This is a genomic window from Nocardia sp. CC213A, assembly GCF_030766805.1.
GTDB classification, from domain to species: domain Bacteria; phylum Actinomycetota; class Actinomycetes; order Mycobacteriales; family Mycobacteriaceae; genus Nocardia; species Nocardia otitidiscaviarum.
The window spans coordinates 1-14402 of record NZ_JASFXA010000007.1; the positions used below are offsets into that span (position 1 = coordinate 1).

At 68.3% G+C, this 14402-nt stretch carries 14 protein-coding genes; 5 read left to right on the forward strand and 9 right to left on the reverse strand.

What is annotated here, in order from left to right; all coding sequences use genetic code 11:
* From QJS31_RS14505 to QJS31_RS14530, 6 genes are all read right to left on the reverse strand, one after another.
* Positions 1–744: AMP-binding protein (locus QJS31_RS14505; protein ID WP_306356940.1), on the reverse strand; the 744-nt coding region annotated here is incomplete at its 3' end.
* Positions 745–750: 6 nt separating this feature from the next.
* A complete protein-coding gene (locus QJS31_RS14510) occupies positions 751–1599 on the reverse strand; it encodes a CoA ester lyase (RefSeq protein ID WP_282783680.1) in 849 nt (282 codons plus the stop codon).
* A 70-nt stretch (positions 1600–1669) separates the two neighbouring features.
* Complete coding sequence (locus tag QJS31_RS14515; RefSeq protein WP_282783682.1) at positions 1670–2167, reverse strand: MaoC family dehydratase; 498 nt, start codon at positions 2165–2167, stop codon at positions 1670–1672.
* Positions 2164–3324 (reverse strand): acyl-CoA dehydrogenase family protein, encoded by a 1161-nt coding sequence (locus QJS31_RS14520; protein WP_282783685.1) that lies wholly within the window; start codon positions 3322–3324, stop codon positions 2164–2166. The genes QJS31_RS14515 and QJS31_RS14520 overlap by 4 nt, the downstream gene beginning before the upstream one ends.
* Positions 3321–5384: a biotin carboxylase N-terminal domain-containing protein gene (locus QJS31_RS14525; protein ID WP_282783687.1), complete on the reverse strand. Its 2064-nt coding sequence runs from the start codon at positions 5382–5384 to the stop codon at positions 3321–3323. Before QJS31_RS14525 ends, QJS31_RS14520 begins: the two co-directional genes overlap by 4 nt.
* 5 nt (positions 5385–5389) lie before the next feature.
* Positions 5390–6976 (reverse strand): carboxyl transferase domain-containing protein, encoded by a 1587-nt coding sequence (locus tag QJS31_RS14530; RefSeq protein ID WP_282783689.1) that lies wholly within the window; start codon positions 6974–6976, stop codon positions 5390–5392.
* A gap of 95 nt (positions 6977–7071) precedes the next feature.
* Here QJS31_RS14530 and QJS31_RS14535 point away from each other — a divergent pair, with 95 nt between their 5' ends.
* Positions 7072–7665, forward strand: a complete 594-nt coding sequence (locus QJS31_RS14535; RefSeq protein ID WP_282783691.1) for a TetR/AcrR family transcriptional regulator — start codon at positions 7072–7074, stop codon at positions 7663–7665.
* A 98-nt stretch (positions 7666–7763) separates the two neighbouring features.
* The gene (locus QJS31_RS14540; protein WP_306356941.1) at positions 7764–9056 is read left to right on the forward strand and encodes a M20 family metallopeptidase; all 1293 of its coding nucleotides are present in this window, start codon (positions 7764–7766) and stop codon (positions 9054–9056) included.
* 2 nt (positions 9057–9058) lie between these two features.
* Here QJS31_RS14540 and QJS31_RS14545 read toward each other — a convergent pair whose 3' ends face one another.
* Positions 9059–9499 carry an SRPBCC family protein gene (locus QJS31_RS14545; protein ID WP_282783693.1) on the reverse strand — a complete coding sequence of 147 codons (441 nt, stop codon included), beginning with the start codon at positions 9497–9499 and terminating at the stop codon, positions 9059–9061.
* Positions 9500–9643: 144 nt separating this feature from the next.
* On the opposite strand from QJS31_RS14545, the gene QJS31_RS14550 reads away from it, so the two are divergent.
* Entirely contained in the window at positions 9644–10942 is a 1299-nt protein-coding gene (locus tag QJS31_RS14550) for a TetR/AcrR family transcriptional regulator (protein ID WP_306356942.1), read from the forward strand.
* Here the strand turns inward: QJS31_RS14550 and QJS31_RS14555 are convergent.
* Complete coding sequence (locus QJS31_RS14555; protein ID WP_115061467.1) at positions 10939–11238, reverse strand: hypothetical protein; 300 nt, start codon at positions 11236–11238, stop codon at positions 10939–10941. The genes QJS31_RS14550 and QJS31_RS14555 overlap by 4 nt on opposite strands.
* A 289-nt stretch (positions 11239–11527) precedes the next feature.
* On the opposite strand from QJS31_RS14555, the gene QJS31_RS14560 reads away from it, so the two are divergent.
* Together QJS31_RS14560 and QJS31_RS14565 are read left to right on the forward strand one after the other, a co-directional pair.
* Positions 11528–12526 (forward strand): diiron oxygenase, encoded by a 999-nt coding sequence (locus tag QJS31_RS14560; protein WP_282783294.1) that lies wholly within the window; start codon positions 11528–11530, stop codon positions 12524–12526.
* 142 nt (positions 12527–12668) lie between these two features.
* A complete protein-coding gene (locus QJS31_RS14565; RefSeq protein ID WP_306356943.1) occupies positions 12669–13601 on the forward strand; it encodes a fatty acid desaturase in 933 nt (310 codons plus the stop codon).
* A gap of 503 nt (positions 13602–14104) precedes the next feature.
* On the opposite strand, the gene QJS31_RS14570 is transcribed toward QJS31_RS14565, so the two are convergent.
* Positions 14105–14320, reverse strand: coding sequence for an MbtH family protein (locus QJS31_RS14570; protein WP_282783298.1), 216 nt, complete (start codon positions 14318–14320; stop codon positions 14105–14107).
* Positions 14321–14402: the final 82 nt, after the last annotated feature.

Genomic DNA, 14402 nt, shown 5'->3' on the forward strand with positions numbered 1-14402 from the left:
CGCGTCGGCGTCGGCCTGTCCCAGCCCGATGGAGTCCCACGGCAGCGCCCCGGGCACCGAGCGGCCCAGGCGCGATACCAGCACGGTCGACCGCAGTGAGGGCAGCCCGCCGCGCAGCCCCTCGATCTCCTCGCACTTGTCGTGTTCCTTGCCGCCGTAGCGGTAGCCGTCGGCGGTCACCAGCACGACCGGCTCCAGCTGCCCCAGCCGATCCAGCGCGGCGCGAGCCGAATAGTCCTGCCCGCAGGCGCTCCACACCGCGCCCAGACTGGCGGTGGCCAGGAAGGCGATGACCGCCTCGGGGATGTTCGGCAGGTAGCCGACGACTCGATCGCCCGGCCCGACACCCAGTTCGCGCAGGGTGTGCGCGAAGGCGACGGTTCGGGAAACCAGTTCCGTCCAGGAGATCTCGACGATCTCGGCATCCTCGCTCACCGCGAGGATGGCGGGCCGGTCGGTGCGCGCCTGCCGCAGCACCTGATCGACGTAATTGAGCCGGACGTCCGGAAACCATTGCGCCCCGGGCATATCCGTTGAGGCCAGCACCTCGCCCGGCGCATCACCGAGGTCGAAGTACTCCCACAGCGACTTCCAGAATCCCGGCAGGTCGTCGACCGACCACTGCCACAGCGCCCGGTAGTCCGGTACGGACACCCCCGCGCGACGTTCGACGAACCGTGCGAAATCGGTGACTCTGGCCGACGCGATATCCGCTTCGCTCGGCACCCACTGCGGTTCCACCACTACCTCCTACGACGCCACGTTCGCGCTGTCGGCACCCTGTGCCCGGCGCACGATGCGCTCGGCGTGCCGGAGCACGGGTGCGTCCACCATCCTGCCCTCGAAGGTGAAGACTCCGCGGTGATTCGGCACCTCCGCGAGCAACCTTCGCGCCCAGTCGATCTCCGCGCCGGTGGGCGCGTAGGCGCGGCGGATCACCGGTACCTGACTCGGGTGAATGGCGACCTTGGCGTCGAAACCGACGGCCACCGCGTCGAGCGCTTCCGCCGCGAGGCCATCGAGGTCCGGAATATCGAGATACACCGAGTCGAGCGCGAGTTTGCCGTACGCCTTGGCCGCCAGCAGCGACTGCGAGCGCACATGCCGGGCCACATCGCGGTAACTGCCGTCGGCGTGCCGGCTGGAATTGCCGCCCAGGCCCGCGACCAGATCCTCCGCGCCCCACATGACGCCGATGGCGTTGCGCGCCATGACCGCCCGGCCCACCGCCAACGCCCCCAGCGGCGATTCCACCAGCGCGATCACCTCGTAGTCGGCGAGCGTGGTGATCTGTTCCGCCGATTCGCATTTGGGCAGCATGAGACGTCGGTAGTCCGTGCGGGCCACGGCGACGAGATCGAGCATGTGCTCGACCGTGCCCGCGGCATTCACCCGGACGACGGTGCGGTCCGGATCCAGCGGTGTCGCGATGAGCGCCTCTCGGGCCGCGGCCTTGTCGGCCTCGGCGACCCCGTCCTCCAGGTCGATGATCACCACATCGGCCGCGGCGGCGGCTTTGGCGTACCGCTCGGGTCGATCGGCGGGGCAGAACAGCCACGCCGGTCCCGCCATCTCCCAGCCGGTCCCCGGATTGCTCATGCCGTATCCCTTCGGGCCTGAACGGAGCGCCGCGTGGCGACGCTCCACTGCTTCCTCCGCGCCTGACCGCTCATGCCGGTGTCTGCTTCCGTACCAGTGTCTTCCGGACCGCGGTGGCGACGATATCGCCGTGCTGATTCCGCCCGGTATGCGCGAAGGTCACGATCCCCTCCCCTGGGCGGCTCTTGGATTCCCGTTTGTCGGTGACCACGGTTTCGGCGTACAGGGTGTCGCCGTGGAAAAGCGGTTTCGGAAAGGCGATATCGGAGAAGCCGAGGTTGGCCACAATGGTGCCCTGCGTCAACTGCGTGACAGACAAACCAACCAGTGTGGACAAGGTGAACATGGAATTCACCAGACGCTGGTGGAAGGGCGGCAGCGCGTCGGCGAACGCGGCGTCCAGATGCAGCGCCTGCGTGTTCATGGTCAGCGTCGTGAACAGCACATTGTCGGCCTCGGTAATGGTGCGGCCCGGCCGATGCTCGTACACCACACCGGTCTCGAACTCGTCGAACCACAGGCCGCGCTGCACGACGCGGCGGATGTCGTCGTTCGGTTCGGCGCTCACAATCCCAACTCTCGCCCGATCAGCATCAACTGCACCTCCGTGGTGCCCTCACCGATTTCCAGGATCTTGCTGTCGCGATAGTGCCGCGCCACAGCATATTCGTTCATGAAGCCGTAGCCGCCGAAAATCTGGGTGGCGTCGCGGGCATTGTCCATGGCGGCCTCGCTGGCGACGAGTTTCGCGATCGAAGCCTGTTTCTTGAACGGTTTTCCGGCGAGCATGAGCGCGGCGGCGTCGTAGTAGGCGGTGCGAGCGGCGTGCGCGCGGGCCTCCATGCGCGCGATCTTGAAGGCAATGGCCTGATTCCGGCCGATCCGCTGGCCGAACGCCTCGCGCTCCTTGGCGTAGCGCACGCTCTCGTCCACGCAGCCCTGCGCCGCACCGACCGACAGCGCCGCGATGGCGATCCGGCCCTCGTCCAGAATGCGCAGGAAGTTGGCGTAACCGCGACCCTCCTCGCCGAGCAGGTTCTCGGCGGGCACCCGCACATCGGTGAAGCTCAGCGGATGGGTGTCGGAGGCGTTCCAGCCGACCTTGTTGTACGCGGGTTCGGCCACGAAACCCGGCGTGTCGGTGGGCACCAGAATGGTGGAAATCCGCTTCTTGCCCTCCACCTGACCGGTCACCGCGGTCACCGTGACCAGCCGCGTGATATCGGTCCCGGAGTTGGTGATGAACTGCTTGGAGCCGTTGATCACCCAGGCGTCGCCGTCGAGTACGGCGGTGGTGCGGGTGCCGCCCGCGTCGCTGCCCGCGCCCGGTTCGGTGAGCCCGAAGGCGGCCAGCGCGCGACCGCTGGTGAGCTGCGGCAGCCACTCCTGCTTCTGCTTGTCGTTGCCGAAGCGGTAGACGGGCATGGCGCCCAGGGAGACACCGGCCTCCAGCGTGATGGCGACGCTCTGGTCGACCTTGCCGAGTTCCTCGAGGGCCAGGCACAGCGCGAAGTAGTCGCCACCCATGCCGCCGTACTCCTCGGGGAACGGCAGGCCGAACAGGCCCATCTCGGCCATGCCCGCGACAACCTCGTACGGGAAGCTGTGCTCGGCATCGTGTTTCGCCGCGACGGGTGCGACCACCTGGTTGGCGAAATCCCGCACGGTGTGCGCGAGGTCGCGGTACTCGTCCGGAAGCGATCCGGTGGCGAGGAAGTCGGTCATGCGCTGTGTCCTTCCGAAACTGACTCGCCCGCGGGCACCACACGCGCGAGCGGCTGATCTACCTTCACCTGATCGCCCGCCTCGACCAGCAGTTCGACCCGGCCGTCGATGGGGGCGGTGAGCGAATGCTCCATCTTCATGGCCTCGACCACCACGACGGTGGTTCCGGCGGTCACCTCCGCGCCGGCGGTGACGGGCACGGCGATGACCGAACCCGGCATGGGGCTGAGGATTTCGGCGTCGCCGACATGTTCGACCGCGCCGCGCACGTCGGCCTCGGCCACCTCGCGCAGCTGCGCGACGCCGGTGCGGTCGGCCAGCCAGAGGTGGCCGTGCCGCTCGGCGATCCGGTGGCGGGTGCGCACCCCGTCCAGGACGAGAGTGAGCCACTGCCCGCCGTCCGCCGGGGTGCCGTCGAGTTCGGCCGTGAGCGTGACCTTCTCGCCGTCCTCCACCCGGACCTCGGCCCGCTCGGGCGTACCGGTGAAACAGACGTGCGCGGTCCGATCGCCACCGCTGAGCCGCAGCACGGTCGCAGCGGTGCCGCCGATGCGCCAGCCGGACGGGATCTCCCACAGATCACGGGCCGCGGGCGGCCACAGGTCACCGGCCGCACGCGGCCAGCGGCGCAGCCACAGATAGCTGGCGGCGGCGATGAACTGGCTGTCGGTCACGGGCGCGGGCACGAAGTCACCGGCCCGGCGGTCCAGCAGCGCCGTGTCCAGCTCGCCCGCGACCACATCGGCGTCGGCGAGCAGGAAGCGCAGGAAATCGACATTGGTGCGCACCCCGAGCACCTGCGTATCCGCCAGGGCCGCATCGAGTCTGGCCAGCGCGGCGCGGCGGTCGCCGCCGTGGGCGATGACCTTCGAGAGCATGGGGTCGTAGTCACTGCCCACCACGGTGCCGACGCGCAGCCCCGAATCCACCCGCACGCCGGTGCCGTCCGGTTCGGCGAGCGCCAGCACCGTACCGCCGGTGGGCAGGAAGTCGCGGCCCGGATCCTCGGCGTAGACGCGCGCCTCGATGGCGTGCCCGGTCAGCTTGATGTCGTCCTGGTTCACGAACAGCTTCTGCCCGGCCGCGATGCGCACCTGGCATTCCACCAGATCCACGCCGGTGACCATTTCGGTGACCGGATGCTCGACCTGGAGGCGGGTGTTCATCTCCATGAAGAAGAACTCGTCGGGCTTGTCGGCGGAGACGATGAACTCGACGGTGCCCGCGCCGACGTAGTCCACGCTGCGTGCGGTGGCGCAGGCCGCCGCGCCGATGCGGGCGCGGGTGGCGGCGTCCAGCAGCGGCGAGGGCGCTTCCTCGATCACCTTCTGGTGCCGTCGTTGCAGGCTGCATTCGCGTTCGCCCAGATGCAGGATGTGGCCGTACCGGTCGGCGAGGATCTGCACCTCGATATGGCGGGGGCGGGTGACGAAGCGCTCCAGGAACAGGGTGTCGTCGCCGAAGGCGGCACCGGCCTCGCGCCGGGCGGAGACCAGTGCGGCGGGCAGCTGCTCCGGCTCCGTCACCAGGCGCATACCCTTGCCGCCGCCGCCCGCCGAGGGCTTCACCAGTACCGGGTAGCCGATATCGGTTGCCGCCTCGATCAATTCGGCGTCGGTGAGGCCGGGCCGCGCGATGCCGGGGACCACCGGCACCCCGAAGGCGGAGACCGCGGTCTTGGCCGCGATCTTGTCGCCCATGATCTCGATGGCGCGGGCGGGCGGTCCGAGGAATTCGATACCGGCCGCCTCCAGCGCCGCCGCGAAGGCCGAATTCTCGGACAGGAAGCCGTATCCCGGATGGACCGCCTGCGCGCCGGAGCGCACGGCCGCGTCCACCACTTTGTCGATATCCAGGTAGGACTCACGGGCGGGGGCCGGACCGAGACGCACCGCCGTATCCGCCTCGCGCACGTGGCGGGCGTCGGCGTCGGCGTCGCTGTAGACCGCGACCGAGCGAATTCCCATGGCCCGCAGCGTGCGCATGACCCGGACCGCGATCTCGCCGCGGTTGGCCACCAGCACGGTGTCGAAGGCGACGGGGTGGGCTGTGTTCATCATGGTGGTCACATCCGGAAGACGCCGTAGGAAACGGGTTCGATGGGGGCCTGACCGCACACCGAAAGGGCAAGGCCGAGCACGGTTCTGGTATCGGCGGGAGCGATGACGCCATCGTCCCAGAGCCGCGCGGACGAATAGTAGGGATGGCCCTGGTGTTCGTACTGGGCGCGGATCGGGGCCTTGAACGCCTCCTGATCCTCCTCCGACCAGGGCTGACCATTGCCGTCGAGCTGATCGCCGCGCACCGTCGCCAGCACCGAGGCGGCCTGCTCACCGCCCATGACGGAGATGCGGGCATTGGGCCACATCCACAGGAAGCGCGGCGAGTACGCCCGCCCGCACATGGAGTAGTTGCCCGCGCCGTACGAACCGCCGATCACCACGGTCAGCTTCGGCACCCGCGCGCAGGCCACGGCGGTCACCATCTTCGCGCCGTGCTTGGCGATGCCGCCCGCCTCGTAGTCGCGGCCCACCATGAAGCCGGTGATGTTCTGCAGGAACACCAGTGGAATGGTGCGCTTGTCGCACAGCTCGATGAAATGCGCTCCCTTGAGCGCGGATTCGGCGAACAGCACGCCGTTGTTGGCCACGATGCCCACCGGGTGGCCGTGGATGCGGGCGAAGCCGGTGACCAGGGTCTTGCCGTATTCGGCCTTGAATTCGGAGAATTCGCCGCCGTCGACAATGCGGGTGATGACCTCCCGGACGTCGTACGGGGTGCGCAGATCCGTCGGGACGACGTCGTACAGCTCATCCTGCGGCGCGATGGGGTCCACCGTGGGCGCGACCTCCCACGGGGTGGCGTGCTTGGGGCCGAGGGTCGCCACGATCTCGCGGACGATGCGCAGCGCGTCCTGATCGGATTCCGCGAGATGGTCGGTGACGCCGGAGATCTTGGAGTGCAGTTCGCCGCCACCGAGTTCCTCCGCGGTCACCACCTCACCGGTGGCGGCCTTCACCAGCGGCGGACCGCCCAGGAAGATGGTGCCCTGCTCGCGGACGATGACGGTCTCATCGCTCATGGCGGGCACGTACGCGCCGCCCGCGGTGCAGGAGCCCATGACCGCGGAGATCTGGGCGATGCCCTTGGCGCTCATGGTGGCCTGGTTGAAGAAGATGCGGCCGAAGTGCTCGCGGTCCGGGAAGACCTCGTCCTGTTTGGGGAGGAACGCGCCGCCGGAGTCGACCAGATAGACGCAGGGCAGATGGTTCTGCGCGGCGACCTCCTGGGCGCGCAGGTGCTTCTTCACCGAGAGCGGGTAGTAGGTGCCGCCCTTCACGGTCGCGTCATTGGCGACCACCACGCATTCCCGGCCGGATACCCGGCCGATGCCCGCGATCACGCCCGCGCCCGGGCATTCGTCGTCGTACATGCCGGTGGCGGCGAGCGGGGCGAGCTCCAGGAACGGCGAGCCCGGATCCAGCAGCTGATCCACCCGCTGCCGGGGCAGCAGTTTGCCGCGGGCCAGGTGCCGCTCCCGCGCCTTCTCCGGTCCGCCCAGCGCATTGGCCGCCAGCCGCGCCCGCAGGTCCTCGACCAGCGCCAAGTGCGCGGACCGGTTGTCCACGCGGGCTCGTTCGGTCACCGTCATCACGTCATCCTGTTCGATCAGTTAATCGCCGATAACTGAGAAATAAGATAATCTTCACTAACTGAGTTGTCCAGATCCGATGAAGGGAGTGCGCGGTGAGCAGCACCGAACCCGTGACTCTCACCCGTCGCGAGCAGCTCAAAGCCCAGCGGCGACAGCAGTTGCTGGAGGCCGGGGCCCGGCTGATCGCCGATCGCGGATTCCTGGGCATGCGGCTCGACGACCTCGGCGCGGCGGCGGGAATCAGCGGCCCCGCGGTGTACCGCCACTTCCCCAACAAGGAGGCGCTGCTGGTCGAGCTACTGGTCGGCATCAGCCAGCGCCTGCTCGACGGCGGCCGCGCGGTCGTCGCCGACGCCCCCACCCCGCGCGCGGCGCTCACCGCCCTGGTCGACTTCCACCTCGACTTCGCCTTCGGCGACCCGGAGCTCATCCGCATCCAGGACCGCGACCTCGAGAACCTGCCCGAAGCGGCGCGCCGCCAGGTCCGCCGCACCCAGCGCCAGTACGTCGAGGTCTGGGTGGCCGTCCTGCGCGAGCTGCACCCCGACCTCCCCGAACCCGCCGCCCGCGTCCAGGCACACGCCACCTTCGGCCTCATCAACTCCACCCCGCACAGCGCCCCCGCGACCATGGCCTCCCGAGCCCGCCCCATCCTGCGCCGCATGGCCCTGGCCGCCCTGGAGTAGGCGCTCTCCGCCGATGCGGCACCGCATGCCTGACCGACTACTCAGCTCCGACCGTCGGGTGTAGCTATCATCTGGTTACCCATGTGAACGGAGGCGCTATGACGACCGACGGGATCTACGCCGAACTCGATGCCGCCGCGGCGGCGGTGGCCGATCGGGTGGTGCGGTGGCGGCAGCATCTGCATCAGCATCCGGAGCTGTCCAATCGGGAGCGTGAGACCGCGCGGCTCATCGCCGATCACCTGCGGTCGCTGGGGCTCGACGAGGTGCGCACCGGTATCGCGGGGCACGGCGTGGTGGGTGTGCTGCGGGGTGGGCGGCCGGGCGATCGGGTGGTCGCCCTGCGCGCCGATATCGACGCGCTGCCGGTGCCGGATGAGTGCGGGGTGCCGTTCGCCTCGCGGGTGGTGGACGAGGACTATCCGGGTGGCCCGTTTCCGGTGTCGCACGCCTGTGGGCACGACTGCCATACCGCCATGCTCATGGGCGCGGCCACCGTACTCGCCAAGGCTCGCGAAAAACTTTCGGGCACCGTGCTTTTCGTCTTCCAGCCCGCCGAGGAGGGGCCGCCGCCGGAGGAGAAGGGCGGTGCCCGCGAGATGCTGGCCGAAGGCGTCTTCGCGAATCCGGTGCCCACCATGGCGTTCGGCTTCCACGTGGTGCCGCTGCCCAAGGGCTGCATCGGATACCGGGTCGGCAACCAATTCGGTGCGTCGTGCCTGGTGAAGATCGTCCTCACCGGACAGCAGGTGCACGGGTCCACGCCGTGGATGGGCATCGATCCCATGCCCGCCGCCGGTGCGATCATCACCGGCATCGGCCAGATCTACCGGCAGGTCAACGCTTTCGACCCGATCACCGTGACCATCGGCCATGTGGAGGATGTGGGGCGGTTCAATATCGTGGGCCAGACGGTCACGCTGTGGGGCACCATCCGCTGCACGGTCGAGGCGGATATGGCGGAGGTGCGGAAGCGGTTGGACACGCTCGCCACCCACACCGCCCAGGCGTACAACTGCGCGTCGACGGTGGAATTCCTCCAGGACGTGCCCGCCGTGGACAACCGCCGGGAATGGATGGAGCCGGCGCTGCCGACCTTCCGGCGGGTGGCGGGCGCGGAGCGCGTACTGCCGATCCCGCCGACCCTCGGCTACGACGACGTCTCGGAATTCGTCAACACCTACGGCGGGCTCTACGTCACCCTCGGGGTGCAGGACGTCGAGTTGGACCCGGCCACCGGTTGCCCACGCCCCACCCCGGGCGGTCGGGGCATGTACATGAACCACAACCCGCACTTCTACGCCGACGACGACACGCTGGTCACCGGCGTGCGACTGCACTGCCAGGTGGCGCACGACCACCTCGCGGGCACGCTGGTGCCCGCGGAGTAGCCCTACTCTCCGCGCAATTCCTTTGCGGCGGTGCGCAGTACGAGATGGAATCCGCCACGCACCAGCGGCAGGTAGGCGCGGGTAGACAGCTTCGGGCACCGGTTGTCCACCTCGAAGGTGGAATACCAGTTCACCAGCGTGCCCTCGGCGTGCTCGGACAGCTCCAGCTTGCCGTCCTGGGTGCGCAGCCGCGGCACGGACGAGAGCACGCGGTAGCGCATCCGGGTCGGCGGGGTGTACTCGACGATCTCCTCGGTGAGCCGCATGAGCGGCGTGACGATCAGCCGCACCGCGCCCACCCCGTTGCCGTTGGTGTCGCCGGGCCGCACCAGCGTGACCCGTCTGACCCAGGGCACCCGCTGGAAGTTGGTGACATCGGTGAGCCAGTCGAACACATCGGTGATGGGCGCTGGAATAGTGCGCTCCACCTCCACCCCGCGCATAGCGGCTCCGTTCCTCGCGATCGTGCCCATGCAGACTACGGGGCGGATCGGCCGCGACGGCGAATAATGCTCGCGCCGAGGAGATCACAATTCGGAAGACCAACCCTGCACGGCGACAAAGGCGCTGGTCGCTACCATGGCGACATGAACGTAGAGGAGCGTCGCAAGACCCGTGCCGAACGCGACGACGCTTCCGCGGCCGCACCCGAACGCGTGATCCGCCGACGGCCCAAGAACCGGCGCGCCCAGATCGCCGCCACCTCGGCGGCCGCCTTCGGCTCGCTCGGCTATCACGGTGTCTCCATGGAGGACATCGCGGCCCGCCTCGGCATCAGCTCCGCCGCCCTCTACCGGCACTATCCGAGCAAGTACGCGCTGTTCCGGGAGGAGTTGCTGCGCCTGGGGCAGCTGACCGTCACCGCGGTCACCCTCCCCGAGGACGCCGCCGACTGGACGCCGCACCAGCGGCTGACCCGGGTACTGGAGTCGCTCATCGCCGACACCATCGCCAACCGCGCCACCGTGGCGCTGACCCGGTGGGAAGGCCGCTACCTCGACGACACCGACCGCGCGACGCTGAACGAGCAGTTCGCCGAGGCGGTGGCGATCGTGCGCGGCCTGATCGGCGAGGTGCGGCCGGAGCTGGACGGCCACGACCGCGCGGTGCGGGCCGCCGCACTGTTCAGCATCATCACCAGCATCGGCGATCACCATGCCGCCATGCCCGCCAAAGCGCTTACCGCACTGCTGCTCTCGACCTGCTACCAGGTGATCGACTGCGAATTGCCGCCGCCCGCCGACACTGTCGAACCGATGCGGGCGGCGGAGATCCCGCAGTCGTTCAAACACGAACTGCTGCTGCGCAAGGCGGTGGAGCTGTTCCACGAGCGCGGGTACCCGAACGTGAGCATGGAGGACATCGCCTCGGCCGCGGATCTGTCGGCGGCCTCGGCGGTGTACCGGTACTACCGCTCCAAGAGCGATCTGCTCGCCGCCGCCTTCCGCCGGGCGGCCGATCGGGTGTCGGGGGCGATCGGCCCGGCGACGGCTTCCTCGTCGAGCCCCGCCGAAGCCCTGACCACACTCATCGACCTCTATGTCGGCGGCTCGTTCGCCGAACGTGAGCTGACCTACGTCTACTACGCGGAGTTCGGGCACGTATCGCCGGAGGAGCGGACGGTGCTGCGCAATATCCAGCGGCTCATCGTGGCGGAATGGGTGCGGTTGCTGGTGGCGGTGCGTCCGGAACTGTCCGAGAGCGAGGCGCGGATTCTGGTGCACGCCGCCTTCGGGCTGGTGGTGGATCTGGGCCGGGTGTTCGGCGACGACCCGCGGATCTGCCCGCCCGCCCGGGTGATCCGCCTCATGCGGGTGACGCTGTTCGGCGCGGTGGCCGGGTCATCCGGCCCGGCCACCGCGTCGACGGTCGGTGAACACCACTAACCGTCGGCCGCGAAGGACGACACCGGAATGAAGGGCGCGTAGTCGCGGACGCAGCCGTCCTCCCAGCCCCACAGCGAGATGGGATCGACGGATACTCCGTTCTGGAGGATCAGTCGCCAGCCCGTGTCCTCTCGCTGCCAGATATCGCCGTCTCGGTCCCAATACAGGCCGATCGATTGGGGTTCGATCGGGTTATCGTCCAGCATCGGTACGGGAACGACCGGTCGCACACCCCTGCGGCCGATAGCCTGCATGGCGAAACCCTGGTGCTCGACGGATGCAATGTCCGTAGCCATTGACTTTCCCTCCTCGTGTCGATGTCTAGAACTATTCGCTACCGTATTTCCGGGGAACTTTCGCGCAGGTCAGGGCGTGTCTTTCCAGATAAATTATTTGCCCATTATTAGCCAGCAAATGTTTATGCGAATTCGCCGCGGCCAATGAGCCGAGCGGGTCACCCCGATGAGATCGAGTACTTGTATGTAACTCATGTTCTCACATATCTTGGAGAGAGCCGCACCACACCGGCGTGGTCGGCGTGCCTCCCGAACCACGGGCACGCCGCGCGGCAACCAGGAGGCGACGATGACACTTTCCACCGCACCGGGCACCACCCCCGAGGTCCGTGAGTACGGCGAACTGCTGCGCACCCTGTCGGAGGGATCGGTGGACCGGCACTTCGACCCCTACCTCGACATCGCCTGGGACTCCCCGGAATTCGCCATCGACCGCGACGATCCCCGCTGGGTGCTGTCCCCGGAGGTCGATCCGCTCGGGGCCACCGAGTGGTACCGGAACCTGCCGATGGAACGGCAGATCGAGATCGGGCGCTGGCGGATCAGCAATTCCATCAAGGTCGGCGCGGCCTTCGAGAGCGTGCTGATCCGCGGAATGATGCAGTACATCATGAAGCTGCCCAACGGATCCCCCGAGTTCCGTTACTGCCTCCACGAGATGACCGAGGAGTGCAACCACATCCAGATGTTCCAGGAGCTGGTGAATCGCATCGGCGAGGACGTGCCCGGCATGCGACCCATCTTCCGGGCGCTGTCACCCTTCATCGGTGTCGCCGGCGGCTATGCCTGGGCGATTCTGTTCATCGGAATCCTGGGCGGCGAGGAGCCCATCGACCATTATCAGAAGGCCATCATCCGGGACGGCGCGAAACTGCCGCCGGCGGTGGTCCGGTGCATGGAGATCCATATCGCCGAGGAGGCGCGCCACATCTCCTTCGCCAACGAGTTCCTGAAGGAACATATCCCGGCCATGAACGCGGTGTACCGCAATGTGTGCGGCATCGCCTTCCCGCTGGCCATGCGCTGGCTGGCGGGTGAGATCATGGCTCCGCCACCGGAATTCGCCCGCAAGTTCGACATTCCCCGCTCGGTGATCCAGGAAGCCTTCTGGCAGGCGCCGCATTCGCGGCGCATCCTGTCCGACTACTTCGGGGATATGCGCTCGCTGGCAACCGAACTCGGACTGATGAACCCGGTCACCAAGCGCCTGTGGCGGCTGCTGCACATCGACGGGGACCTGTCCCGGTATCGCAGCGAGCCCATCCGCCGCGCCGTGCGGGTCGCCTGAGCGAGGACGAGGTGAACCGCGTTCGCACACTCGATGAATAGCTCGGACGCTCCTGGTCATCAGCCTGTCTCGGCCTCGACCGCGTCGCGCGCACGGTGGCACCATGTGCGCGTAGAGGCTCGAGGCGAACGAGGGCGGCGGTATGACCGAGGTGCGCACCCGTAGCACGATTCGCGGCACCCGGGGGCCGGTGCGGGCCGTCAATCGCTGGTTGATCGGCATCGCGACGGCCCTCGGACTGTTCCAGCTGGTGGTGCTGCCGCTGGTACTGCTGCCCCACGACCCGGCCTGGGGTTGGACGCTGCTGGTTCCGATGCTGCTGACCACGCCGTTCTGGTCGCTGATCCACGAGGCCGTACACGGCACGCTGCTGGAGCGCCGGGCGCGCAACGACGGCTGCGGACGCGCGCTCGCGGTGCTGTACGGCTCGCCGTTCGCCCTGCTCAAGGCCGGGCATCTGCTGCACCACCGGTACAGCCGGACCCGGGAGCGCACGGAGATCTACGACCCCGCGACATCCAGTTGGGCCAAGGCCGCCCCCGGCTACTACCTGCGCCTGTTCGGTGGCCTCTACCTGCTCGAGGTCGCGGCGGTGCTGTTGGCCGCCTTGCCCGCGCCGCTGCTGCGCGGGCTGGCCCGGCGGCTGGACGCGCCGGATTCGGTCTCGGGGCCGCTGTTCGAACGCATCGCCCAGGCCGAGCAGCTCACTCGATTCCGCACCGACGCGGTCGCGATCGTGGCACTGCACACCGCGGCTCTCCTCGCCTACGGCGAGCACGCCTGGATGCTGCTGGCGGCCCTCGGCGGCCGCGCCCTGATCATCTCCGTATCCGACAACGCCTACCACTACGGCACCGACCTGGACGCACCGCTCGAGGCCATGAACCTGCGCCTGTGCCGACCCCTCGAACGCCTCGCGCTGAATTTCAGTCTGCACGGCGTGCACCACCGCCACCCCGGCCTGCGCTGGTACGAACTGCGCGACCGCTTCGTGGCCGAGGGCGCCCACTACGACCTCGGCTGGACCGCCGCCGCGGCACGCCAGCTCCGCGGGCCCATCGAACTGCGGGGCTGAACTCGGCCGGGGCCACGTGGGCGCTCGGGATCGGCGCGGGCCGCCGCGGGTGGTCGTGGACCCGCGGCGGCTGTTGCGGTTACGCGGAGCCGCTGGTGGGCGGGAAGGAGACCGAGGATCCGGTCAGGATCATCTGGGCCAGGGTGTTGAAGAAATTGTCTACTGCGCTGCCGCTGTCCATATCGCCCCCTCCTAGGTGGTGGGGGCCGGGGTGGGAGTCGGCGTGCCGGGGGTGACGGACGTCGACGAACCAGAGGTCAGGACGTGGGCAAGGGCCTGGAAAAGGGTGGCGATGCCGCTACCGGTATCCATGGGTGTTCCTTTCGGATCGATCTGCCGTGAAACGCGCTCAGGCAGCGTTGGGGTCGTAGTTGAGGCTGGAGCCGCTGCCGAGCAGCGCCAGCAGCGAGGCGATCAGGGCGTTGACGTCTACGCCGTCCATGGTGATTCCTTTCTTTCAACTGTTCGGAAAAGTCTTTTCCGACAGGTCTATTCGTTCAGCTCTATTCGTTGTCAGCCATGACCTCGATCAACGAGAGCGGACGCATGTCGGTCCACTGGGACTCGACGAAATCCAGACAGTGCTGCCGGTCGGCGGGACCGTGCGCGATGGTCCAGCCGCCGGGAATGGCGGCGAACACCGGCCACAGCGAGTGCTGTGCCTCCTCATTGACCAGCACATAGAACTGCGCGTCTGCGTCGTCGAAGGGATTGCTCATCGGATTGCCTTTCTCAGCAGGGGTTTTCGCGTGGGAGCCAGCCGCACGGCCGGGTCGCGGCCGTGCGGCATCGGGTGCGCGG